Origin of the sequence: Flavobacterium jejuense, from assembly GCF_006491595.2 — a bacterium.
Taxonomy (GTDB): Bacteria; Bacteroidota; Bacteroidia; order Flavobacteriales; family Flavobacteriaceae; genus Flavobacterium; species Flavobacterium jejuense.
The window spans coordinates 51908-75433 of record NZ_VEVQ02000010.1 but is presented as its reverse complement, the minus strand read 5'-3'; the positions used below and the strand labels follow the sequence as shown (position 1 = coordinate 75433).

Below are 23526 nucleotides of genomic sequence, written 5' to 3'. Positions count from 1 at the left end.
AAAAGAATTAAGTGCAAAAAATCAAAGTATTAAGATAGTTAAAATCTAAAAAAATGACTGAAGAAATTAATTTTATAATAGACAGTGCTAAAGAATCTATGGAAGGTTCTATTGCCCACTTAGAAAAAGAATTTTTAAACATTAGAGCTGGTAAAGCATCTCCACAAATGTTAGGTGGTGTTTTTGTAGATTATTATGGCTCACAAACTCCCTTGTCTCAGGTTGCAAACATTAATGCTCCAGATGCAAGAACATTAACCGTTACTCCATGGGAAAAAAATATGCTTCAACCTATAGAAAAAGCAATTATGATTGCTAACCTTGGGTTAAACCCAATGAATAATGGAGAAAACATCATTATAAACATCCCTGCTTTAACAGAAGAAAGAAGACGTGATTTAGTAAAACAAGCCAAATCTGAAGCTGAAGATGCAAAAATAGGTATTCGTAATGCTCGTAAAGATGCCAATACCGATATTAAAAAAGAAGAGAAAAACGGAACTTCTGAAGATATTTGCAAGAAAGCTGAAGATGACGTTCAAAAATTAACAGATGCTTATATCAAAAAAATTGATGATCATTTAGTAGTAAAAGAGGCTGAAATTATGAAAGTGTAAATTTTTTACCTTTTTATAAAATAAAAAAATCCCGATTTATATCGGGATTTTTTTATTTCAAATGTTAATCATTATTAAATGTTATTTCAATACGTTATAATTTTATGTAAGTTTGTAATATCATCAAATCATTTTTAATGAGATACATCCTTTTATGGTTTGTTTTACTAAGTACTGCTATTTCATTTGGTCAAAACAAAATCAAAGCACAAGTAATAGATATCGATAGTAGAGTTCCACTAGCATTTTGTAAAGTGGAATACTTAAACAAAACCATTACTACAAACTGGGAAGGAAAATTTGAATTAGAAATTAAAGCTTACGATAAACCTTTAGTCATCACATATAAAGGCTACCAAACAAAAAATGTATATGTTTCTAGAGAGCAAGAAATAGTCATTATTAAAATGGCTATAGATATAAATACTTTTGAAAAAGTTGAAATTTATACTGATAATAAAGTAAATAAAATTCTAAAAAAAGTAATCGAAAATAAAAAGCTAAACCAACCTGAAAAAGCTTTGGAAAGTTTTCAATATAAAAACTACGAAAGTTTACTAGTTACAGCTAATCCAGATTCTATATCAAGTAAAATTGAACCTATTTATAAAAAAACGCTTTTTGGTAAAAGAAAAATTGAATTAGACTCTACAAATTACAAATTCAAAAAACTAATAGAAAAAAATCATTTGTATCAAACTGAAAAGGTAAATCTTATTCAGTATACTAAAAAAGGATATAAAGAAACAGTTATAGCTACCAGAATGGCTGGGTTTAAAGAACCTTTATATGAGTATTTAGGTCTTAACTTATTTTCGTATTCGGTTTATGAAAATCCTTTTGAAATAATGGAAACACCTGTAAGAAATCCTATTTCAAATTATGGGCGTCACTTATATAATTTCTATATGATTGATTCCTTAAATATTCAAAACAGAAAAACATATAAAATCTTCTTCCAACCTAAAAAGCTTAAATCGAGTAGACTGAGAGGTCTCTTATATATAGACGCAGAAACTTTTGCTATAGCCAAAGCCTATTACAGGATTTACGGTATAGTACATATTAATGCCGACTATACCTTTGATTATCAAGAAAAAGAAAACCTTTGGTTTCCCAAAAAAAGAAAAATTACTGTTTTAAAAGGAAACAACGCAGATGACATTAAAATTTTAGGAAATACAATCAAATTTAGTTCGTCATTAGATCCAACTCCAAATACCAATGCCACTGACCAAGTTTACTTAATTATCGAATCAACCCCTTTTGACATTGAATTAGATAAAAGAGTAACACTTCAAAAAGATGGAATTAAAATTTCAATTGAAAAAGATGGCTTAAAAAGAGAAGATAGTTATTGGAAAAAATTTGCAAAAGACACTATCGATAAAAGAAGATTAAGAACTTACACCTCTCTAGATAGTTTATCGGAATCTAAAAACTTAGAAAGAAAGATTTTTCTTGGAAAAAAAATATTAAATGGCTATTATCCAATTAGCTATGTAGATGTAGATTTAAGAAGTTTAGTGAAATACAATAATTTTGAAGGATTCCGATTAGGATTTGGAGGTGTCACCAATGATAAATTATCTGAAAATTATAAAATAGCTTTTTATGGTGCTTATGGTATAAAAGATGAGGGGTTTAAATTTGGAATAACTCCTTCTTATTTAATAGAGCCTCAGTCTGAAACTTGGGTAAGTGCTTCTTACACTGATGATTTAAATGAAATTTCTCAAATCTCCTTCGCAACTGACCCTAGACGTTTTAAAATATACGATCCTAGACCTATTAACATTTCAACTTTTTATCAAAATAGAGCTGCTTCTATTTTTGCTGAAAGTAAATTTTTCCCAAAGACAGATGCCTATTTTTCATTATCGACAAATAAAATCAATCCAAAATTTGATTATACATTTGTAAATAATGATGTTACCTATAAAGAATATACGATTACGGCCGCTCAACTTGCTATTCAATGGAATCCGTATAGTAATTTTATGCAAACTCCAAAAAGTAGAATTGAAATAGAAAAAAGACATCCGAAATTTTCTTTTCAAGCAACTCAAACTATTCCAGGAATCTTTGGCAATGATTTTAATTTTACCAAAATAGATTTCAAAACGTTTTATGAAGTTTCTTATCTATCTGGACAATCAAGTTCTGTGCTTTTTCAAACAGGTATTGCTTTTGGAGATGTTCCTCTAACTCATTTATACAGTTTACAACCTAATAATCTGAATAGAGATGCACTCTTACAAAGAATAACATTTGCTGGTAAAAACAGTTTTGAAACCATGTATTTCAACGAATTTTTCTCAGACAAATATGTCACTTTGCAGTTAAAACATACCCTCAATAGAATTCGATTAGGATATCGCATTAATCCAGAATTTTCATTTGTTACTCGTTTTGCTTGGGGAAAAATAAATGAGGATAATACTCATATGGGATTACCTTTTAGCTCATTAGAAAAAGGCTTTTTTGAAAGCGGAATAGAATGCAATAAACTTTTCAGAGGTCTAGGTCTAACCGCGTTTTATAGATATGGACCAAATCAATTACCTACTTTCGAAGATAATATAGCTGTAAAAATTTCTTACTTTATCGATTTAGGTTTTTAAAATTTCCTTAAATCTTTTCATTGTTCCCTAAGTAATTGAGTAAGAATCATTACCTTTGCGCTCTAATTTTTCCGATGATGATTAAATGGTTAACGACCAGTTTTTGGGATTTTATTGCTACCAAAATATTACGAAATAGAATAGGACTTTTAGTTGCTTTAGTGCTCTTTACTTTTTTTATGGCATTTCAGTGGCAAAATATCCGATTAACTTACACAGAAGCAAACATACTTCCTAAAGATAATGAAATTTCAATTCAATACGACCTCTTTTTAGAGAAATTTGGAGAAGAAGGAAACCTTATTGTCATTGGTTTTAATGACGACTCTTTTTTCACAGAAAAAAATGTAAAACTCTGGGAAAACTTTATTAATGAAATAAAAAAAGATAAAGCTGTTGATTTAACCTTATCAATTAGTGATTTAAAAGTACTTAAAAAAGATACCTTAAATCAAAAATTCAATTTAGTTCCATTTGTTAATAACGAATTACTATCTGATGCTTATTTAAAAGAGAAAAAAGAAGAATTATTCGACAACTTGCCTTTTTATGAAAACATGCTCTTTAATAAAAAGTCTGGAGCAGTCCGTTTTGCCATCTATATAAACAAAGACATAGTAAACACACCAGAAAGAAAGAAATTTGTAAATAAATACTTAAGCGAAGAAAGAATAGAAACTTTTGAGAAAGCTTCAGGTATTGATTTAAAAATTTCAGGAATGCCTTACATAAGAACACTTAATTCTCAAAGTATTCTTAGTGAAATTGGTCTTTTCGTTGGTGCAGCCTTAGGAATTACATCCTTACTTTTCTTCTTTTTCTTTAGAAGCTTTAGAGCAACATTAATTTCTATGATTATTGTAATCATAGCAGTAATGTGGTCGTTTGGAACTATTGGCCTACTAAATTATGAAATAACTGTTCTAACGGCAATTATACCTCCTTTAATCATTGTAATCGGCATACCAAATTGTATTTTCTTAATCAATAAATACCAACAAGAAATTAAAAAACACGGAAATAAAGCCAAATCTTTACAACGTGTAATCTCAAGAGTAGGTAATGCTACTTTAATGACCAACCTAACTACTGCTGCAGGTTTTGCAACATTTATAATTACAGATAGTGATTTACTAAAAGAATTTGGTATTATAGCTTCACTAAATATTATATTTTTATTCTTTTTAAGTTTAATAATTATACCTATTCTTTATAGCTACATGCCTTTACCAAAAGACAAGCATTTAGCACACTTAGAGAAAAATTATATTCAGTTTTTTATTGATTGGATATTGATAACCATTAAGAAAAAAACCATTGCCATCTACTCCGTTGCCATTGGATTATTAATCTTTGGAATCATTGGAATTAATAAAATGAAAATATCCGGAAGTGTTATAGAAGATATGCCGAAAAATACTGGCTTTTTTGAAGATATTCGTTTCTACGAAAAAGAATTTGATGGTGTAATGCCACTTGAAATAATGATAGACACTAAGCGCCCTAAAGGCGCCTTAAAATCAGCTACATTAAAAAGAATAAACGAACTTCAAGAAACTATAGAAGAAATTCCTGAGCTTTCAAAACCTGTTTCCCTAGTAAATTTATTAAAATACGCTAAGCAAACATATTACAACGGTAATCCAAAGTATTATGAACTTCCTACCAAACAAGAAGAAGCCTTTATACTTTCATACATAAAAAAATCTACAGGCAAAGGAAAAGAAAACCTTTTAAAAAGCTATGTAGACAGTACAGGTCAATTTGTTCGAATCACTACTTTTATGAGAGACATTGGAACAGATAAAATGAAACGTACCGAAGAACGATTAGCACAAAAAATAGACAAGCTTTTCCCAAAAGAAAAATATACTGTTTCAATCACAGGAAAAGCCTATATTTTTGAAAAAGGAACTCATTATCTGGTTCGTAATTTAGTAATATCTTTATTGTTTGCCATTTTTCTTATTTCTTTATTAATGGCTTACTTATTTCGATCTTTTAAAATGATCATTATATCATTGTTACCCAATATACTTCCTCTAATTATTACTGCTGGACTAATGGGCTTTTTAGGAGTGCCTATTAAACCATCTACTATATTAGTTTTTAGTATTGCTTTTGGTATTTCGGTTGATGATACCATACATTTCTTGGCTAAATATAGACAAGAATTGATTGCCAATAATTGGCGAATAAAAAAATCCGTTTACAATACCGTTAAGGATGCTGGTGTAAGTATGCTTTATACTTCTGTAGTGTTATTTTTTGGATTTTCGGTATTTACCCTTTCTAGTTTTGGTGGAACTATTGCTTTAGGTGGGTTAGTAGCAACAACATTACTCTTTGCAATGCTATCCAATTTGATTTTTTTACCAGCTTTGTTACTTTCTTTAGAAAAATCAATAGCTAATGAACAAGAATTTACAAAACCAACAATAGATATTTTAGCAGAAGATAAAGAAGATATTGAAACTAAAAACGAATAATTTTATATTTGCATATTAAATTTTTACAAAATGAAACATATTAAAGTCATAGACCTATTAAACAATACTAAAACGTTACAAGAAGTAACTGCCAAAGGCTGGGTAAGAACTTTTAGAAACAATCAGTTTATTGCCTTAAATGATGGGTCAACTATAAATAATATTCAATGTGTTATTGATTTTGAAAACACTCCAGAAGAAACATTAAAAAGAATCACTACTAGTGCTGCTATTTCTGTAACAGGTACTTTACAAGAAAGTCAAGGAAAAGGACAAACAGTAGAAATACAAGTTTCAAAAATTGAAATTTTAGGAGACAGTGATGCTGAAAAATATCCAATACAATTAAGAAATCGTCCTAGTCTTGAGTTCCTAAGAGAACAAGCGCATCTAAGAGTAAGAACAAATACATTCAGTGCAGTTATGAGAGTACGTTCAGTATTATCATTTGCTGTTCACCAATATTTTCAAGAAAAAGGTTTTGTATATGTAAACACACCTATTATTACAGGCTCAGATGCAGAAGGAGCTGGAGAAATGTTTAAAGTAACCGCTTTGCCTTTTGATGGAACTCCAAGAAACGAAGAAGGAAAGGTAGATTACAAAGAAGATTTCTTTGGTAAAGAAACCAACCTTACTGTTTCTGGTCAGCTTGAAGCTGAAACTTATGCTATGGCTTTAGGTCAAGTATATACTTTTGGGCCAACCTTTAGAGCAGAAAACTCGAATACTTCTAGACATTTAGCTGAATTTTGGATGATTGAACCAGAAGTAGCATTTAATGATTTAGCTGCTAATATGGATTTGGCTGAAGATTTTATAAAATATGTTATAAAATATACTATTGACAAATGTGAAGATGATTTAAAATTCCTAGAAGGAAGACTTTTAGAGGAAGAAAAATCAAAACCACAAACAGAACGTAGTGAAATGAGTTTATTACAAAAATTGAATTTTGTTTTAGAAAATAATTTCAAACGAGTATCTTACACAGAAGCTATTGACATTTTAAAAAGTAGTAAACCAAATAAAAATAAAAAATTCAATTATATCATCGAAGAATGGGGAGCCGATCTTCAAAGTGAACACGAAAGATTTTTAGTTGAAAAACACTTTAAATGTCCTGTTATTTTATTTGATTACCCAGCAAATATTAAAGCATTTTACATGCGTTTAAATGAGAATACAGAACCTGGAAAAGAAACTGTTAGAGCCATGGATATTCTTTTTCCAGGAATTGGTGAAATTGTTGGTGGTTCTCAAAGAGAAGAACGTTTAGATGTCTTAATTGAAAAAATGAAAGCACTTGGTATTGAAGAGGAAGAATTGTGGTGGTATTTAGACACAAGACGTTTCGGTTCTGCAGTACACTCTGGTTTTGGATTAGGATTTGAAAGATTGGTACTATTTGTTACAGGAATGACTAACATTCGTGATGTAATTCCTTTCCCAAGAACACCTCAAAACGCAGAATTTTAATATTCCTTATTTAATCGTTTAGTTGTATATTTGTTTATTAGACTAAACGATTAATAGTTTTTACGATCCCCATTTACAATGTTAAAACAAAGTTTACAATTCAAATTATCTCAAAAATTATCTCCTCAACAAATACAGTTGATGAAGTTAATTCAATTACCTACGCAAGCATTTGAACAACGTCTTCAAGAAGAATTAGTTGAAAATCCTGCACTAGAAAATGGTAAAGAAGAAAATTTGGAATATGATGAATACGATGATGTTTCAAATAATGATGATTATGACGATTATGAAGGTGAAAGAATTGAAGCTGAAGATATCAATATCGACGAATATTTAAGTAACGACGAGACACCCGATTACAAATATCAAGCAAATAATTATAGTGATGACGATGAAGACAACAGTATGCCTTTTATTGCAGGGGTAACTTTTCATCAAGATTTACTAAATCAATTGAATACGTTTATCCTTAGTGATGAAGAAAGAGATATTGCTGAATTTTTAGTTGGTAGTATTGACGATATGGGATATATCAGAAGAACTATCCAAGACACTGTAGACGACTTAGCTTTTACGCAAGGTATATATACTGATGAAAAAACAGTAACTAGAATTCTTGGAATAGTTCAAGAACTTGAGCCTTCTGGAGTTGCTGCCAGAGATTTACAAGAATGTTTATTATTACAATTAAAACACAAAACCCCTACCGATTCCATTGAATTAGCTATAGATGTTATCAAAAATCAATTTGATGCTTTTTCAAAAAAACATTATGACAAATTGCTTTTAAAGTATGAGATTTCTAAAGATCAGTTAAGAAAAGTAATCGATGAAATTGAAAAATTAAACCCTAAGCCAGGTGGCGCTTATGATGGCAATCAAAAACCTATAGAACATGTAGTTCCAGATTTTACCATAAAAATTGTTGATGGTGAATTAGAACTTTTACTAAACGGAAGAAATGCTCCCGAACTACATGTCTCAAAGGACTATCAAGAAATGCTACAAAGCTATAAAGTCACTTCTGAAAAATCCAATGCTCAAAAAGATGCAGTTCAATTTATCAAACAAAAATTAGATTCAGCAAAATGGTTTATTGATGCCATTAGACAACGTCAAGAAACACTTTATATCACTATGAATGCTATCATGTACTATCAAGAAGAGTACTTCTTAGATGGAGATGAAACCAAATTAAAACCAATGATCTTAAAAGACATTGCTGACCTAATTGGTCTAGATATTTCTACCATATCAAGAGTTGCTAATAGCAAATATGTTGACACTCCATATGGCACGAAATTAATTAAAGATTTCTTTAGCGAAGCTATGAAAAATGATCAAGGAGAAGATGTATCAACTATAGAAATTAAAAAAATACTAGAAGTAGTTATTAGTGAAGAAGATAAGAAAAAACCACTTCCTGATGATAAATTAGCTGAAATTTTAAAAGAAAAAGGATACCCTATTGCCAGAAGAACTGTTGCAAAATATAGAGAACAATTAGATATTCCTGTTGCAAGGTTGAGAAAAAAAATATAAATCACTAAAAAATGGATTTAAAAAAAATTCTACCTTTTTTCTCATACATTTATCATCCTATATTCATTTCTGTTTACGGTACCATTTTTTATTTTTTAGTTTCTAAAATGTACACCTATCCAACTTTGTTTTATATGACACTTTTACAAGTTGGGATTTTAACCTTACTATTACCCTTATCATTATATTATTTATTCTTTTCTATAGGACTAGTTAACTCATTTACAGAAGCTAGCTTAAAAGAACGCAAAATCCCAATAATAATTCAAGCTATCTTATTATTTATACTAATAAAATTTAGCTCTTCATTTGACAATATTCCTGAATTATACTATTTCTTTTTTGGAGGATTTTTAAGCTCTCTACTTGCATTTATTGCAGTATCACTTAAATTTAAAGCCAGTTTACACATGATTGCTATTTGTTTATTAGCAACATTTATCTACGCTATCAGTCTACATTTACAATTACCTTTAAAAAACAGTATAGCTTTTATTATTGTTTCAGTAGGCTTTGTTGCATCATCTCGACTACACATGAAGTCACACACACCTATCGAACTCATTATTGGTAGTTTTATTGGAATACTCTCTCAGGTTTCTTTTTGGTACTTTTGGTTATAAAATATAAAAGATAAAACCCACGTTAAAAGAATTCAATTCTAAATCCCTACTTTCCATCTTAACATTGTCAAAATTAGATTTCAAACCATAATAAGCGTATAAATTTATAGTATTATAACCAACACTCAAATAGGGACCATATTGAAGTTTTGTAAGTTCGTTGCTATTTTTTATATTATAACTTTCAGTGTTAGATTCAAAAATACTTTTGCTAGCAAACAAATAACTAACCTTAAAACCGGTATAAATTCTCCAAAATTTATGACTCTCATAACTTGCATTTCTCCAGCGAATTTCTAGAGGTAACTCAACATAATGCAGTCTAAGTTTACTTTTGTTATAGGAATCATCTATACTATATACATTAGATTCTGACGACTCTAAATTAGCAATTTTTAAATTATGTTTAATATCATTATAAGAATAACCTAGACCTAAACCTATTGCCCAATCCCTATTCTTTGAAAAAGGAATATCTCTTAAAAAACCAAAAGTTAGACCTGAAGAAAAGGAATATTGAGAATATCCACTAGGAGTATTTCTTAACAAATTATAGGTCACTGAAAAATAAAACTGATCTTCTCTAAAAAGTGAATCTGTGGGGATTTTTCTTTCATTCTCTTGCGAATAAGAAAGAAAAACAATTAGTAAATTAATTAATAGGAGAATCCTACTCATTCTATAAAGAATTAAAAATTATTTTATAAAATTAATAAAAAAAGGCACGCAATGCGTGCCTTTTATATATTTAAATGAAAAGATTAACTAATCTAAAGGATTCCCTTTATTTGTAGTATAGTTGACCTTTAATTGTTCAACTTTACGTAATTCAGTTTTGATATCTTGTATCAAACCCATTCTTACTTCTTTATCAATTTTTAAAGAAGCTGTTAAATATTTCTCAGCTTCAGAATTTCTCTCAGCTCTTTCTGTAATAACAAAACTTCTAATATCTGAAACAGATGAAATTTTATCATTTAACTGTATACGATCTGAAGTACCTAAAGAAGCATAACCTTGTTTTGGTTTACCTACATAAATATACATAAGATATTCTTTCTTGTGTAATTTTGCAGTTTGATCTGCTTTAGGCAATCTGTTCTCAATCATCAAATCACTATCTTTCATTGTAGTAGCAGTCATAAAGAAGAACAAAAGCATAAATACAATATCAGGTAATGATGCTGTAGAAATTCCAGGCGTACCAGCTGATTTTTTCTTTTTAAATTTAGACATAGTTTCTAAAACTTAAAGGGTTATTAGTTCTTTTTAGGTTCTGCTTCTGAAAGTCTCATAGGATATAAATCTTGAATTAATTTAACCTTTGGTTGCAACTCTTCTACTAAACCTTCTTGTGCTTTTGATGCTGGATCATTGGCTACATACTCAATTTCAGTATATTTTTTATTAAAACGTCTCATACTCTCTCTATCTCTTAAAAAATAGTAAGCGGCTACAAGTTCATTTTGAACAGCAATATACGTTTGATAAGTTGTTTGACCGTCATTCATTAAAGAGATAACTGCATCATCTGGTCCATCAGATGAATTTGGATCTTTCTTTCCTAAACAATAAGCACACTCTTGCTTACCATTATTATCTAAAAATTCAATAGCAGCTTGTCTTAAATCTTTAATATCCATTGGTTTTTCATTAACTAAAAGTTGATTATCCCTGTTCACAAGAACACGCATAATATTTCTTTCATTAATAGGTGGTACTGGTGGATTTTCTTCATATCTAGGCAATAATCTATTGATTCCCTGATCAACTCCAATGGTAGTTGTGACCAAGAAGAAGATTAAAAGAAGGAAAGCAATATCTGCCATAGAACCAGCATTTACCTCTGGTGCTTCTCTTTTTGCCATAATTATTTTTTAATTTTAGTGAATCCAGACCATACCATTGTTCCAATTGCAACAACTGTAAGGATATAAAAAGCATTTAATCCTGCTCCAACTAATTTTGTTGTTGAGCTAGAGTAAACTTCTCCATTAGCTTTAACTTCACCTCCATTTGCTAAAAGGTAAGAAACCAACATTACTGCTGCAAATAAAGCAACTGAAATTAAAGTCTTTTTTAAATTATCTTTGTCGGAAAACAAATTCTTTAAAACATATATCAATACAATACCAATGCAAACTGCAAGTACAATGTAAGATAAATAAATTAAAGGTGTAATCCATTTATTTTCTGCGCCATCTTCACTAGCTGCCATAAGTAATCCTAAAAACAGAATACCTAATACGGCAATGACAATAGCTGCAATTTTTGTTAACTTGTGTAAATTCATGAGAATTGTCTTTTTTTAGTTATTATTTACTGTAATCAGACAAGATGTCAATTAAGCTAATTGATGCATCTTCCATATCATTAACGATAGAATCGATTTTAGCGATAATATAGTTATAGAATATCTGTAAAATAATAGCTACTATAAGACCGAATACAGTTGTTAATAAGGCAACTTTAATACCTCCAGCTACTAATGATGGCTCCATAGATCCAGCAGACTGAATTTGGTCAAACGCCTCAATCATACCGATTACAGTTCCCATGAATCCTAACATCGGTGCTAATGCGATGAATAAAGATATCCAAGAAACGTTTTTCTCTAATTGTCCCATTTGTACTCCTCCGTAAGCTACAACAGCTTTCTCAGCAGAATCAATTCCATGAGATTGTCTGTCTAAACCTTGATAGAAGATAGATGCAACTGGACCAGAAGTATTTCTACAAACTTCTTTAGCAGCTTCTACACCACCCGACTTTAAAGCATCTTCTACGTCAGAAATTAATTTTTTAGAGTTTGTAGTAGAAAGGTTTAAATAAATAATTCTTTCAATAGCAATTGCTAATCCTAAAATCAAACAGATTAATACAATTCCCATAAATCCAGGACCACCTTCAATAAAACGTTGTTTCATTTTTTGAGTAAAAGTAGCTTCGTCATCATTTGTGGTAATAACCTCTTCGACAACTTCTTCGTCAGATGACACTGCTTCATCAGATGATACTGCTTCATCAGTTGCTACATCAACTTGTTCAGTAGCCATTGCAGTACTATCTGCATCAGTAGATTCTTGAGCTTGAATGTTACCAAAAGTCATAAGCCCTGTGATTGCTAAAATAGAAAATAATCTTTTCATCGCTTTTGTTCTTAATTTAATTAGTTAATTGGGTTAAATGTATAAAATTATTTATGAAATTAAAAATATTTTATTCCTGCGGAGAGGAAGGGATTCGAACCCTCGATGCCCTTTAGGGGCATACATACTTTCCAGGCATGCTCCTTCGACCTCTCGGACACCTCTCCATTGCTAATACTTCGATTTCAAGGGCGCTAAATAACGTAAAAATTCTCAGGTATAAAAATTTTAGTGTCATTTTTTACTATATTTCTCCTCTTAAGCTAGTTTCAAAAATTGTTTTGAACACTTTATGAGATACTTTTTGACCTAATAAATACATCAACTTTGTAATTGCTGCTTCTGTTGTAATATCATGTCCAGAAATAACTCCAATATCTTTTAACTGCGTACTCGTTTCATATTGCCCCATCGATACAGCTCCTCCACTACACTGTGTCACATTGATAACGTGAATATTCTTTTTTATTGCTTGTTCTAAATTGTTTATAAACCATTTCTCTGTTGGTGCATTTCCAGAACCATAGGTTTCTAAAACTATACCTTTAAGACTTTTTATATTTATAATTGCTTCAATAACTTCTTCAGTAATTCCAGGAAAAACTTTTAAAATAACTACATTTTGATCAAAACCAAGATTAACTTTCAATGTTTTATTTCCTTGATTTCTAATTATTGCTTCTTTATTTACTTTTAAATGCACACCCGACTCAGCTAATTCTGGAAAATTTGGAGATGCAAACGCATTAAAATGCTCAGCGCTAATCTTTGTAGTTCTATTTCCTCTATATAGTTTGTATTCAAAATACAAGCAAACCTCTTGTATAACTGATTTTCCCTTTTCCTTAAGAGAAGCAATTTGTATAGCTGTAATTAAATTCTCCTTCGCATCTGTTCTTAAGTCACCTATAGGAAGTTGAGACCCAGTAAAAACAACTGGTTTTGTAAGATTTTCAAGCATAAAACTCAATGCTGAAGCACTATAGGACATCGTGTCTGAACCATGTAAAACAACAAAACCATCAAATTTTGTGAAATTTTCTTGTATTATAGTCGCAATTTGTTGCCAATATTTAACGTTCATATTTGAAGAATCTATTGGTTCCTCAAATGAAATGGTATCAATTTCGCAATCAAGCAACTTAATTTCAGGGATTTTATTGAGCAATTTTTTAAAATTAAATGCTTTTAAAGCACCTGAAACAGCATTTTTCACCATACCAATAGTTCCACCAGTGTAGATTAATAAAATAGTTGGCTTATTTGGCATTGTGATACTTCATTTTATTAACAACAGGATTAGCATACATAGCTAAAAAACCGTCTCTAAGGGTAATATTATCAGTATCAATTCTCATTTCAAAACGTCTTTGAAATAATTGTTTTTCTTCTAAAGTGTAATATTCAATAAACTTTTCAGTATTATTTAAAATATCATAAGCAATATAATTTGTAGGCCATAATTTGTAATTTTGAAGAATAGAATCATCAATAACATTTGCTAAAGCTTGAATTTGCTTATTTGTATTATCATAATTAGTTTTAATTATGTCTAATTCATGTTCAATAATATCACCAACATGAATATGAATGTGTTTTTTTTGACCAATTATACCACTTAACAAAGTAATAAAATCTTCATTTTTCTCCTTTATATAAACCTCATCTTTAGCTTGAGCCAATAATTGAGGCATTTTTAAAGCATCAGTAGGGTCATATTCGTAGGAAATAGATACTGGAACAATTTTCAATTTTTTAAAAAAATCAGTTACATTATTCTCATCTGACGCCATAGCTACCATCTTCAAAACTCCTTGGTGTGTAGCATCATTACCATCTTTTGTACGTCCTTCTCTTTGCGCTATCCAAACAGAACGGTTCTCTTTTGATAAGAGATGATACATATATTCTGACATCTGTCTAGAACTTTGTAATAATTCTCTAGGCGTAAGACCTCTTTGTACTAAAAAATTCCTATTTAATTTAGACAATTTGGACACAAAATCCTTCTTAACTAGATTATCTCCAATAGCTGATGCTGTCATTACCAAACCATGATCAAACAAAGAAACGTTCAATAAAGATGTATCTAAAATAATATCTCTATGATTTGAAATAAACAAATAGGGTGTATGAGTTTCTAATTTTTCAAAACCAGATGTTGTCAATCCATCTGAACTTTTCTCAAGCACTTTCTGAATGGATTGGTACACAAAATTGATTTGAAAATCACGAATAGAATGTGTCTTTTTTAATTGTTCCCTCCAAACTTCATCAGCAACTTCCGGAAAGGTAAAATTCATCATTGCTTTCATCATAGGATGATTTAATGAAGAACACAAGGCTTCATTTACTTCAGAATCATAATAAGGGCGAATGCTATCGAATTTTGACATATTAATAAAAATCAATACACAAAAGAACAAAAAAAATAATTAATGAAGATGAATTCATCGTTAAATTCCGAAAATTGCTTGTGAATTTGCTGTCGTTATTCTTGCAATTTCTTCAATTGAAACTTGATAAATTTCCGCTAACTTTTGGGCAACCAGCAAAGTATAACTACTTTCATTTCTTTTTCCGCGATAAGGAACAGGAGCTAAATAGGGTGAATCTGTTTCTAAAACAATATGTTTCAAATCAATTTCTCTTAAGAATTGATCAATTTTTCCATTTTTAAAGGTAGCTACTCCTCCTATTCCTAATTTCATTCCTAAAGAGATGGCTTTTTGTGCTTGACCCAAATCTCCAGTAAAACAATGAAAAATACCAAATAAATCAGTTGCTTTTTCACTTTCTAAAACTTCAAAAACTTCATCAAAAGCATCACGACAATGAATATTTATCCCTAACTTATATTGCTTTGCCAATTGAATTTGATATTGAAAAGCCTGTTGTTGTTCTTTCAGAAAAGTCTTATCCCAATACAAATCAATCCCAATTTCTCCTACAGCATAAAATTTTTTTGAAGCCAATTCTTTTTCCACATGTGCCAATTCTTCTAAATAATTTTCCTTCACATAAGTAGGATGCAAACCCATCATTAAAAAAACATTGTCAGGATATTGTTGTTCCAAATCATACATTTTTTGGGTACAACTAGAATCTATTGAGGGTAAAAAGAAACGAGAAACACCTGCATTCATAGCTCGTTGTATCATTTCATCTCTATCTTGGTCAAATTCTTCACTATATAAATGGGTATGCGTATCGGTAAAATTTAATAAACTATTCAAAACTTTTTTATTTAGGCTACAAAAGTAAAATCTTTATTGGTTATAAACCAAAAAAGCCACTGAATGTTCAGTAGCTTTTAATTTTTACTCTTTTACTCTTTCTTATAGCTTCTTGATAATCTCCTGTGCTTTATCATAATCTTCAGCTTCATCTGATAGTGTTTCTAATATTATTTTTGCTTCATCATACTTTTTTTGTTTTAAGTTTGACAAACCTAAATACCATATTGCTTTCTCTTTGTATATTGAATTACCTTCTTTTATAAGTTGCAAAATCACTTCCGCTTTATCAAATTGATTGGTTTCAATTAATGCAATAGCATAAAAAAGATGCTCTTCTCCTCCAAAATCTTTTTGATCTATTTTTTCAAAAAAACCTATTGCTTTTTGATAGTCTTTTGCATTAAAGGCTTCTTCAGCTTCTTTTAAAGTATTATTTCCTTCACTTCTTTCCGTAAAATAAGCTTTTTCATGTTCTTTATAATCATTATATTCTGGTGTTCCATTTTGCATGAAAAACCATATCGAAATAAAAATGACTATTGTTGCCGCAATCGCAAACCATTTTGAATTTATTGGTATCACCTTGGTTTTACCCAAATTAGCTTCTTTACTGCTATATTGCTTTGAAATAAGACTCAAATTATTTTTAAAGTCTACTGTTTCATTAGAAAATTTAATTTTAAGAAACTGATTTGCTTCTTTATATAACTCAAAACTTTCTTTTAAATCTGTATCGTTTTGAATTTGGTTCTCAAAATTCAATTTTTCCTCTACAGTCATTTCATTTTGCAAATACTGTTCAAATACTATGTACACTTCTTCTTGCATCTTATTGATTTTTTAAAGATTGATAGTGAACCGATTCATGAATTAACTTTGTTAATTGTCCTGTACAAAGTGATTTCTTCTTTCTTACATAAGCGTAAGTTACCTTTAACTTTGTGGCTACTTCTTCCATGGTTTTAGTTACAAAACTCAATTTCAGTACCTCTTGACATTTTTCTCCTAATTTTTGAAACATTTCTTCAAATAAAGCTTGTTTTTCAGTAAAAATTTCGGTTTGAAACAGCATTTCTTGGAGCGATTCATCTTTAGATACATTATCATCTTGTAATGTTACCTCTTTATTAGAAGATTTTTTTAACTCATTTAACCAACGCCTTTTACAAAGCAAGAAAAAATAAGCATCAAATGGACACGTTAATTCTAAATTATTCTCTTTTGCTTGTTTATAAATAGTTATTAAAACTTCTTGAACAACATCTTGAGAGCTGTCTTCATCTCCACTATTCATTTTAATATGGTGTATCACTTTTGGAACAAATTTTTTATAAATGGTATTAATAATATTAGAATCATTATTCTTTAAACCTTCTATATACAATTGATCTTCATGCATTTTTTTTTCACTCATATCTACTTATTTGTTAGCTAAGATATAAAGATAGCAATTGATTCTAAAAAATGAAGGGTAACAATTATTTTCTTTAATTGATATGATAGTATAAATAAATTTTAAAAAAGAATAGTTCTTGAAAAAAGGTAACAATTCTAAAACAAAGTTGATATACTACAAAATAGCTATAAATTAAAAAACTTAGAAATCATGAAAAAATTAAATCTATTAAAAAAGAGAACAAACTTGTTATTAAAAATCTCCTTCTTATTCAGTTTAACCGCAATACTATTTATAAGTTGTGTAAAAAATGACGACAACGATTGTGATGGAAATTGCGACCCTAGACCAACAGCAGTTGAATTTGGTGCCATAAAAGAAGATGCTTTAAATGGAATTACACAAAATTTTCAATTAGATGTGGCCAATGGAACTACTACTTTTACTTCTGTAAATGGAGTTGAAATTGACATCAATCCAAACTGCATTACTTTAAATGGAAATGCAATTACAGGAACTATTGCAATTAAATATATTGAAGTATTTGATGGAGGAAACATGCTAGTAACGGACAAGACTACTATGGGAATGTTGCCAACTGGTGACATGGCTATGCTTATTTCAGGAGGAGAATTTTACATCAATGCTACTCAAAACGGACAACAATTAACACTCAATTGTAGTATGAACTTGAGAATTCCAGCTGATTTAACGGCAGCTGAACCAGACATGATATTATGGAATGGACAAATTGATGCAGACGGAAACTTAGAATGGAGAGAAGAAAATGACCCTGCTGGTGGTCAAGGTGGTGTATTTCTAGAACAAGGTGCCAATGGAGATGGTACTTATTATGCCTTCTTTAATAATTTTGGATGGACCAATGTGGATAAGTTTTACAATTTTACTGGCCCTAAAACACAAATTTTAGCCACTATCCCAACGGGCTATAATTTTGAAAATAGTGCCGTTTATTTACATTATGATGGAGAAGGAAATGCTTTAGCAAAATTAGATACTTATGATGCTGCAACAGGACAATTTTCTGAACACTATGGTCAAATTCCTGTTGGTTTAGCTTGTCATATTATTTTCGCCACCGAAGAAAACGGACAATGGAGATATGCTATTAAACCCGTTACTATTACAACTAACGCTATCTATAATTTCACTCTTGGAGAAACGGTTGTAGGAACAGAAGCACAATTAGTTGCTGCAATTAACGCTCTACCATAATTAGTTTAGTTTGTTTAGAAAAAGTGATGACTTGTTCGTCACTTTTTCTTATATTTAAACCTAAAAATTTAAAAATCATGTTAAAAAAAATAGTCCTTTTTCTTTTTCTTCTTGTTTTTGGTTTTGGACTTTCTCAAACTAAAATTCAAGATACTACTTCAAGGAAAGCTACTATTTTACCTAATCAAAATGGCAATACTTTTATTTTTGATTCTGAGAAACCAGTATTGAACCAAATTGCCGGTGCTCCTAAAGCATTTTATAGTTATTTTTGGGAACTTGGTGATGGAAATTTTAGCACAAAAGAAAAACCAAAACATACCTATAAAGAACCTGGTGAATATGAAGTAAGACTTTGGGCAACTAATAACTATGACACTGGAAAAACACCCACAACACGTCCTTCTAAAGTAAAAACCAATGAAACTGCTAGTATTTCTGACAATGAAATTCAACTGCTAAAAGACAATATTGAGCTAAGAAAAAATAGAGAACCATTACCTGATGAAGATTTCGTTATTGTTTTGAGTTATAAAAACGAAAAAGAATATGTGACCAATGGTACTATTTATTTTTATTATAATGAAAAAGAATTTAAAAACGATAATTTCGAATTACTTGAAATTAGAAATTATAATAATGAAAACATTATAGCATTAGGAAAAGATTTGGTGTATACCAATGATTATGATGATAATATTTCTTCTTATGCTTCAACAGAAAACATAATTTACAATTCTTATAAATTTCAAGATACTACAGAACGAAAAAACTTACCCTTATCTATTGAAGAAGCCAAACAGACTTTTAAAAATGGAAAAAAAATCACTTTTAAAAACCTCAATCCTAACGAACAACGTAATATCTTTTTCAGTTTGAAAACGACTCCTGAAATGATTAAAGACACTAGTGCGATTCTTAAAGTAAGAAGCATTTATGTGCCTGATGACAATTATGAAAATCATAAAATAAAAGACATGGAAATGGAAATTGTAACATCACATGATCCCAATAAAATGTCAACTAGCGGTTTGTTTATCAATTATCGATTGGTTCGTTTCAAACGCATAAAATTCAAAACGCGTTTTCAAAATGATGGAGAAGGACCAGCAAGAACTATTCGATTAGAAACAGATATTCCTGATATGTTTGACAAATCGACGCTTCAAATAGAAAGCATGTATCCAGAATGTCCCATTTGTCCTAAGAACGAAGAAGTACGTTACAGCTGTTTAGATACTTTAATCAAACAAAAACAAATCCTATTTACTTTTAAAAATATTTATTTGCCTGGAACCCAACAAAAAAATGTTACTGAAAAAGATTCTACTAAAGGATTTGTCAAATACAGTTTGAAATTTGGAGAAGACTTTCATAAAGTAGGTACTAAAAGCAGAACCAAAATTATTTTTGACAAAAACGAACCTATTATAACCAATTATTCTAGAACCCGATTTAATCCTGGAATTTCAATAGGTGTAAAAGCAGGATACAATTATTTTCCAAAATTGAATAATTCTAGAAGTTATTTCACCGGTTTCACTATTTCGCCTTTTAAATCCTATCGTTTTTATTGGCAAAGTGAATTTTATGCCAATAAACATGATTTTGAGAGTGAAAATACTAAAACGATTTCTGCAGAACCAGAGATAGTTGGCCCATTTGATACCGCAACTGGTACGGTTATAGATGCGGCTTTTGTAGGAAGAGAAAACAGTGTGGAAAAATCAAGAAAAATTATTGAAACCGTTCCTATTTCATTGCGTTATAACATCAATAATTACATAGGAGTTGGCTTTGGTCCGCAAATAACTACAATAATTGCATCAGAATCGACAAGAAATTCGACCATTCGTTATTATGAAATCACACAAGATCCTACTAGTCCTAATTCCTTGGTTTCTGGAAATGAATACAAGGAATTAGCAGAAAATAGTAGTCAAACCACTAATGAAAAAACACAAGTTCAGACCCAATTTTTCATAGACACTACTTTCGGATTTGCAAGAATTGGACCTAGCGTAGGTATTCGTTATTATAAAAATTTTAAAAACGATTTTGATTCGTGGCAATTTTATGCAATTTGGAAATTTTAAATTCTTCTGTTTCTTTTTTTTATTCACTATCGCTACATTTTCACAAAATTTAGAAGATACCATTTACGATGCTATAGATTCTTTTGTTGACAATCCAACTAAAAACGCATTATCAGAATTAAATCAAAAAGAAGCCGAATTTTCAAAATTAGCTACCTCTAAAGACGAACAACTTGCATTAGTCATTTTATACTGTAATAAAGGTTCGTTTGAAATGAAAAATAATTTTCAGAAAAATGCTATTGCTTCATACGAAAAAGCTTGGTTGTTGTTTTCAAATAATAATTTATCTAATTATGATATTACTGAATATTGTCTTAAACCTTTAGGTACTTTGTATACTAAGACTGGCAATTTTACTTTGGCAGAAAACATCATAAAAAAGTATATTTTTATGGCTGAAAAAGAGCACAATCAACCTACAATAATTTCTGGTTACATTAATTTATCGATTATTTACAAGACCATTGGCAATTATAAAACTGCCATTGAACTCCTTCAAAAAGTAGAAAAATATAAAAATAGCAGTATTCTTCAAAAAAAACGAATTCAAGAAGAATTGACATTGAATACAATTGGTTTACAAAAGAATAATAATTCTGTTGATATATTACAAAATGAAGTTGTCACCAATGCTATCCAGTCTTTGAAAACTAATGCTTTTTTGGCATTAAAGAATAATAATCCTGATGTAGCACTAAACTATTTCGAAAAAGCAAAAGTTGAATTTCTAAAAGGCAAATCCTTTGAAGCAAGAGAACTTGCTAAATTATATGCTGAAGAAGCTACTATTTATATTCATCTTAATGATACTGAAAAAGCTAAAAATTGTTTTACAAAAGCTCTAAAAACCTTGTTGCCTTTTGAGAAAAATTGGGTTGATCCAAAAAAAGCCAATTTATATCCAGAAAATACTTTTTTAATGATATTTGATGGCTTAGCATATCTTGAAAATGATACTACAAAAAAATTAAAATGGTATGACCTGAGTTTTTATGTGAGTGACTTAATAAGTGACCAACTTGTTTCACAAGAAGCTGAAATCCGGCATCAGATTGAAAACAGAAAACGAACTGAAAAATGTATGGATTTGTTATGGAACACCTATCAAAAAAATAAGGATTCCAATTACCTTGAGCTTGCTTTTCAATATGCTGAAAAAACAAAAAACACGGTTTTAAAAGAGCGAAACAATCAAAAAACATTGCTGGAACAATTTCCAAACAACAAAGACTTACAATTACAAAATCAATTATTAAGCAAGCAAGAATCGTTAATTAATGAATACATTCGATTACAAATCACTCAGGAAAATGGAACTCAATTGATCGAATTAAACAACGAATTGGCTTCACTTAGCATACAATTAAAAAATGCAAACAACAAAGTAAATCTTCAATTTGAAAACAAAACTGAAACTTCATTTTCATTAACTAGTTTGAAACAAAAATTAGAACAAGACAAAGCGCAATTGGTGTATTACTTTTGGACAAAAGAGAAGTGCTATTATTTTTATTTGAACACCAATCAAGTGACTTGGAATAAAATCGATTTAAACGAGAAAAATACATTTTTACTACAAAAATTCATTCACTTTTTTGATAATGCTAACAACATTAATGCTGATATTTTAGCATTCACTTCAACAGCAAACACTTTATACCAATTATTAGGCTTTGACCAATTCAAGAAAAATAAAAATCTAATCATCATTCCAGACGGATTACTTCATTTTGTAGCTTTTGATGCTTTGGTTACTCAAAAATCGACTTCTAAAAATTATAGTACTATTCCATTTTTGGTATACCAAAATAAAATTGCTTACCAAACCAATGCATCCTTTTATCTAAAAGGATTTAGACTTAAAAAAAATGATAAAATTGTTGGATTTTTTCCTGTTTTTAAAAACACCAATGCTTTTCTTGAATATTCTATTGCAGAATCTAAAGCTCTTGAGAAATACGAAGCCACTTTATTTATGAATGAAGCTGCTAATAGAACTAACTTCAAACAGAATGTGAGTCAATATGCTATAATACATTTATCTACTCATGGCACAAGTGGTTCTTTTAGTTCACCAGCAACTTTAGTTTTTTATGACGATGTGATGTTGGTAAACGAATTATATGGTTTGAAAAATTGCACACCCGATTTAGTAGTTTTAAGTGCCTGCGAGACTGGAATTGGTAAACTACAAAAAGGAGAAGGAGCTATTAGTATTGCTAGAGCTTTTCAATATGCAGGAGCCAAAAATGTATTGTTTAGTCTTTGGAAAATTAATGACTATGCTACTTCAGAAATTATGACTAATTTCTATGACAATTACACCTCTACACATTCGTTTTTTGAATCGAATTATCTTTCTAAAATAAATTATTTAGAGAATAAATCGATTACAAATGCTAAAAAATCGCCTTATTATTGGAGCGCATTTGTTTATTATGGGGCAATTGACGCTAATAAAACTGACTTTTTTTATTACTATGTATTTGGAATGCTTCTACTAATTATGCTATTTTTGACTTATGGAAGAATTGCAAGATTTCTTAAAAGAAAAAAAGTATAAAAAGATAAAATTCAGTGTTTTAAAAACGCAACATTTATTAATCAAAGCCACTTTAAATGATGTAAAAGGCACGTTTATTTTAGACACTGGAGCAAGTAATAGTTGTGTAGGCATTGAGGGAATTGAAAAATTTCAATTATTTGCAGAAATTTCAGAAACCAAAGCAGCTGGAGCTGGAGCTACTGGAATGGATACTCAATTATCTAAAAACAATCAATTAAAATTAAGCCATTGGAAAACTACCCATTTCAATGTCATCATTTTTGATATGAGTCATGTAAATGAAGCTTTAACTAGTTATAAAACCAAACCAGTTGATGGAATTATTGGTGCTGACATACTACTAAGTGGAAAAGCTATTATTGATTACTCGAATCATTATTTGTATTTGAAGTAGTATTTTGTTTTGAAAAAGCTATAAATTGTAAATAAAAGAAAACCCCAAACTCTTATACAAATTTTGGGGT

The 23526-nt window shown here is 29.8% G+C and carries 20 protein-coding genes and 1 tRNA gene; 10 read left to right on the top strand and 11 right to left on the bottom strand.

Translation table 11 applies throughout. From position 1 onward, the window contains the following. Positions 1–53: 53 nt before the first annotated feature. The 6 genes from frr (at position 54) to FIA58_RS15025 (ending at position 9377) form a co-directional block, all read left to right on the top strand. Entirely contained in the window at positions 54–617 is a 564-nt protein-coding gene (gene frr, locus FIA58_RS15050) for a ribosome recycling factor (RefSeq protein ID WP_140963315.1), read from the top strand. Positions 618–754: 137 nt separating this feature from the next. After that, positions 755–3241 carry a DUF5686 family protein gene (locus FIA58_RS15045; protein WP_140963314.1) on the top strand — a complete coding sequence of 829 codons (2487 nt, stop codon included), beginning with the start codon at positions 755–757 and terminating at the stop codon, positions 3239–3241. A 77-nt stretch (positions 3242–3318) separates the two neighbouring features. Continuing rightward, positions 3319–5730 carry an efflux RND transporter permease subunit gene (locus FIA58_RS15040; protein ID WP_140963387.1) on the top strand — a complete coding sequence of 804 codons (2412 nt, stop codon included), beginning with the start codon at positions 3319–3321 and terminating at the stop codon, positions 5728–5730. A 30-nt stretch (positions 5731–5760) separates the two neighbouring features. Continuing rightward, the gene (gene asnS / locus FIA58_RS15035; RefSeq protein ID WP_140963313.1) at positions 5761–7209 is read left to right on the top strand and encodes an asparagine--tRNA ligase; all 1449 of its coding nucleotides are present in this window, start codon (positions 5761–5763) and stop codon (positions 7207–7209) included. A gap of 78 nt (positions 7210–7287) precedes the next feature. Next, the gene (gene rpoN, locus FIA58_RS15030; RefSeq protein ID WP_140963312.1) at positions 7288–8754 is read left to right on the top strand and encodes an RNA polymerase factor sigma-54; all 1467 of its coding nucleotides are present in this window, start codon (positions 7288–7290) and stop codon (positions 8752–8754) included. 11 nt (positions 8755–8765) lie between these two features. Next, positions 8766–9377: a hypothetical protein gene (locus FIA58_RS15025; RefSeq protein WP_140963311.1), complete on the top strand. Its 612-nt coding sequence runs from the start codon at positions 8766–8768 to the stop codon at positions 9375–9377. On the opposite strand, the gene FIA58_RS15020 is transcribed toward FIA58_RS15025, so the two are convergent. From FIA58_RS15020 to FIA58_RS14970, 11 genes are all read right to left on the bottom strand, one after another. Beyond that, the gene (locus FIA58_RS15020; protein ID WP_140963310.1) at positions 9372–10055 is read right to left on the bottom strand and encodes a porin family protein; all 684 of its coding nucleotides are present in this window, start codon (positions 10053–10055) and stop codon (positions 9372–9374) included. The genes FIA58_RS15025 and FIA58_RS15020 overlap by 6 nt on opposite strands. Positions 10056–10142: 87 nt before the next feature. Next, positions 10143–10613 carry an ExbD/TolR family protein gene (locus tag FIA58_RS15015; RefSeq protein WP_140963309.1) on the bottom strand — a complete coding sequence of 157 codons (471 nt, stop codon included), beginning with the start codon at positions 10611–10613 and terminating at the stop codon, positions 10143–10145. Positions 10614–10636: 23 nt separating this feature from the next. Further along, positions 10637–11245 carry an ExbD/TolR family protein gene (locus FIA58_RS15010; RefSeq protein ID WP_140963308.1) on the bottom strand — a complete coding sequence of 203 codons (609 nt, stop codon included), beginning with the start codon at positions 11243–11245 and terminating at the stop codon, positions 10637–10639. A gap of 2 nt (positions 11246–11247) precedes the next feature. Further along, entirely contained in the window at positions 11248–11670 is a 423-nt protein-coding gene (locus FIA58_RS15005) for a hypothetical protein (RefSeq protein WP_140963307.1), read from the bottom strand. Between the two features lie 22 nt (positions 11671–11692). After that, a complete protein-coding gene (locus FIA58_RS15000) occupies positions 11693–12526 on the bottom strand; it encodes a MotA/TolQ/ExbB proton channel family protein (protein WP_140963306.1) in 834 nt (277 codons plus the stop codon). A 79-nt stretch (positions 12527–12605) separates the two neighbouring features. After that, positions 12606–12693: transfer RNA gene (locus FIA58_RS14995), tRNA-Ser, on the bottom strand. A 77-nt stretch (positions 12694–12770) separates the two neighbouring features. Further along, positions 12771–13796, bottom strand: coding sequence for an asparaginase (locus tag FIA58_RS14990; protein ID WP_140963305.1), 1026 nt, complete (start codon positions 13794–13796; stop codon positions 12771–12773). Next, entirely contained in the window at positions 13786–14922 is a 1137-nt protein-coding gene (locus FIA58_RS14985; RefSeq protein ID WP_140963304.1) for a 1-acyl-sn-glycerol-3-phosphate acyltransferase, read from the bottom strand. The genes FIA58_RS14990 and FIA58_RS14985 overlap by 11 nt, the downstream gene beginning before the upstream one ends. Before the next feature lie 60 nt (positions 14923–14982). Beyond that, entirely contained in the window at positions 14983–15762 is a 780-nt protein-coding gene (locus tag FIA58_RS14980) for a TatD family hydrolase (protein ID WP_140963303.1), read from the bottom strand. Between the two features lie 102 nt (positions 15763–15864). Then, positions 15865–16593: a tetratricopeptide repeat protein gene (locus tag FIA58_RS14975; RefSeq protein WP_140963302.1), complete on the bottom strand. Its 729-nt coding sequence runs from the start codon at positions 16591–16593 to the stop codon at positions 15865–15867. Between the two features lies 1 nt (position 16594). Next, the gene (locus FIA58_RS14970) at positions 16595–17179 is read right to left on the bottom strand and encodes an RNA polymerase sigma factor (protein ID WP_140963301.1); all 585 of its coding nucleotides are present in this window, start codon (positions 17177–17179) and stop codon (positions 16595–16597) included. A gap of 192 nt (positions 17180–17371) precedes the next feature. Here FIA58_RS14970 and FIA58_RS14965 point away from each other — a divergent pair, with 192 nt between their 5' ends. From FIA58_RS14965 to FIA58_RS14950, 4 genes are all read left to right on the top strand, one after another. Then, positions 17372–18397, top strand: a complete 1026-nt coding sequence (locus tag FIA58_RS14965) for a hypothetical protein (RefSeq protein WP_243754685.1) — start codon at positions 17372–17374, stop codon at positions 18395–18397. A 77-nt stretch (positions 18398–18474) separates the two neighbouring features. Then, complete coding sequence (locus FIA58_RS14960) at positions 18475–20493, top strand: PKD domain-containing protein (protein WP_140963300.1); 2019 nt, start codon at positions 18475–18477, stop codon at positions 20491–20493. Then, a complete protein-coding gene (locus tag FIA58_RS14955) occupies positions 20474–23059 on the top strand; it encodes a CHAT domain-containing protein (protein WP_140963299.1) in 2586 nt (861 codons plus the stop codon). Before FIA58_RS14960 ends, FIA58_RS14955 begins: the two co-directional genes overlap by 20 nt. Beyond that, positions 23019–23456, top strand: coding sequence for a retropepsin-like aspartic protease (locus tag FIA58_RS14950; RefSeq protein WP_140963298.1), 438 nt, complete (start codon positions 23019–23021; stop codon positions 23454–23456). Before FIA58_RS14955 ends, FIA58_RS14950 begins: the two co-directional genes overlap by 41 nt. The last annotated feature ends 70 nt before the right edge of the window (positions 23457–23526 follow it).

Coding starts and splice junctions, on each gene's coding strand:
- frr (WP_140963315.1), top strand. CDS start 54: ATGACTGAAGAAATTAATTTTATAATAGACAGTGCTAAAGAATCTATG.
- FIA58_RS15045 (WP_140963314.1), top strand. CDS start 755: ATGAGATACATCCTTTTATGGTTTGTTTTACTAAGTACTGCTATTTCA.
- FIA58_RS15040 (WP_140963387.1), top strand. CDS start 3,319: ATGATTAAATGGTTAACGACCAGTTTTTGGGATTTTATTGCTACCAAA.
- asnS (WP_140963313.1), top strand. CDS start 5,761: ATGAAACATATTAAAGTCATAGACCTATTAAACAATACTAAAACGTTA.
- rpoN (WP_140963312.1), top strand. CDS start 7,288: ATGTTAAAACAAAGTTTACAATTCAAATTATCTCAAAAATTATCTCCT.
- FIA58_RS15025 (WP_140963311.1), top strand. CDS start 8,766: ATGGATTTAAAAAAAATTCTACCTTTTTTCTCATACATTTATCATCCT.
- FIA58_RS15020 (WP_140963310.1), bottom strand. CDS start 10,055: ATGAGTAGGATTCTCCTATTAATTAATTTACTAATTGTTTTTCTTTCT.
- FIA58_RS15015 (WP_140963309.1), bottom strand. CDS start 10,613: ATGTCTAAATTTAAAAAGAAAAAATCAGCTGGTACGCCTGGAATTTCT.
- FIA58_RS15010 (WP_140963308.1), bottom strand. CDS start 11,245: ATGGCAAAAAGAGAAGCACCAGAGGTAAATGCTGGTTCTATGGCAGAT.
- FIA58_RS15005 (WP_140963307.1), bottom strand. CDS start 11,670: ATGAATTTACACAAGTTAACAAAAATTGCAGCTATTGTCATTGCCGTA.
- FIA58_RS15000 (WP_140963306.1), bottom strand. CDS start 12,526: ATGAAAAGATTATTTTCTATTTTAGCAATCACAGGGCTTATGACTTTT.
- FIA58_RS14990 (WP_140963305.1), bottom strand. CDS start 13,796: ATGCCAAATAAGCCAACTATTTTATTAATCTACACTGGTGGAACTATT.
- FIA58_RS14985 (WP_140963304.1), bottom strand. CDS start 14,922: ATGTCAAAATTCGATAGCATTCGCCCTTATTATGATTCTGAAGTAAAT.
- FIA58_RS14975 (WP_140963302.1), bottom strand. CDS start 16,593: ATGCAAGAAGAAGTGTACATAGTATTTGAACAGTATTTGCAAAATGAA.
- FIA58_RS14970 (WP_140963301.1), bottom strand. CDS start 17,179: ATGAGTGAAAAAAAAATGCATGAAGATCAATTGTATATAGAAGGTTTA.
- FIA58_RS14965 (WP_243754685.1), top strand. CDS start 17,372: ATGAAAAAATTAAATCTATTAAAAAAGAGAACAAACTTGTTATTAAAA.
- FIA58_RS14960 (WP_140963300.1), top strand. CDS start 18,475: ATGTTAAAAAAAATAGTCCTTTTTCTTTTTCTTCTTGTTTTTGGTTTT.
- FIA58_RS14955 (WP_140963299.1), top strand. CDS start 20,474: ATGCAATTTGGAAATTTTAAATTCTTCTGTTTCTTTTTTTTATTCACT.
- FIA58_RS14950 (WP_140963298.1), top strand. CDS start 23,019: ATGGAAGAATTGCAAGATTTCTTAAAAGAAAAAAAGTATAAAAAGATA.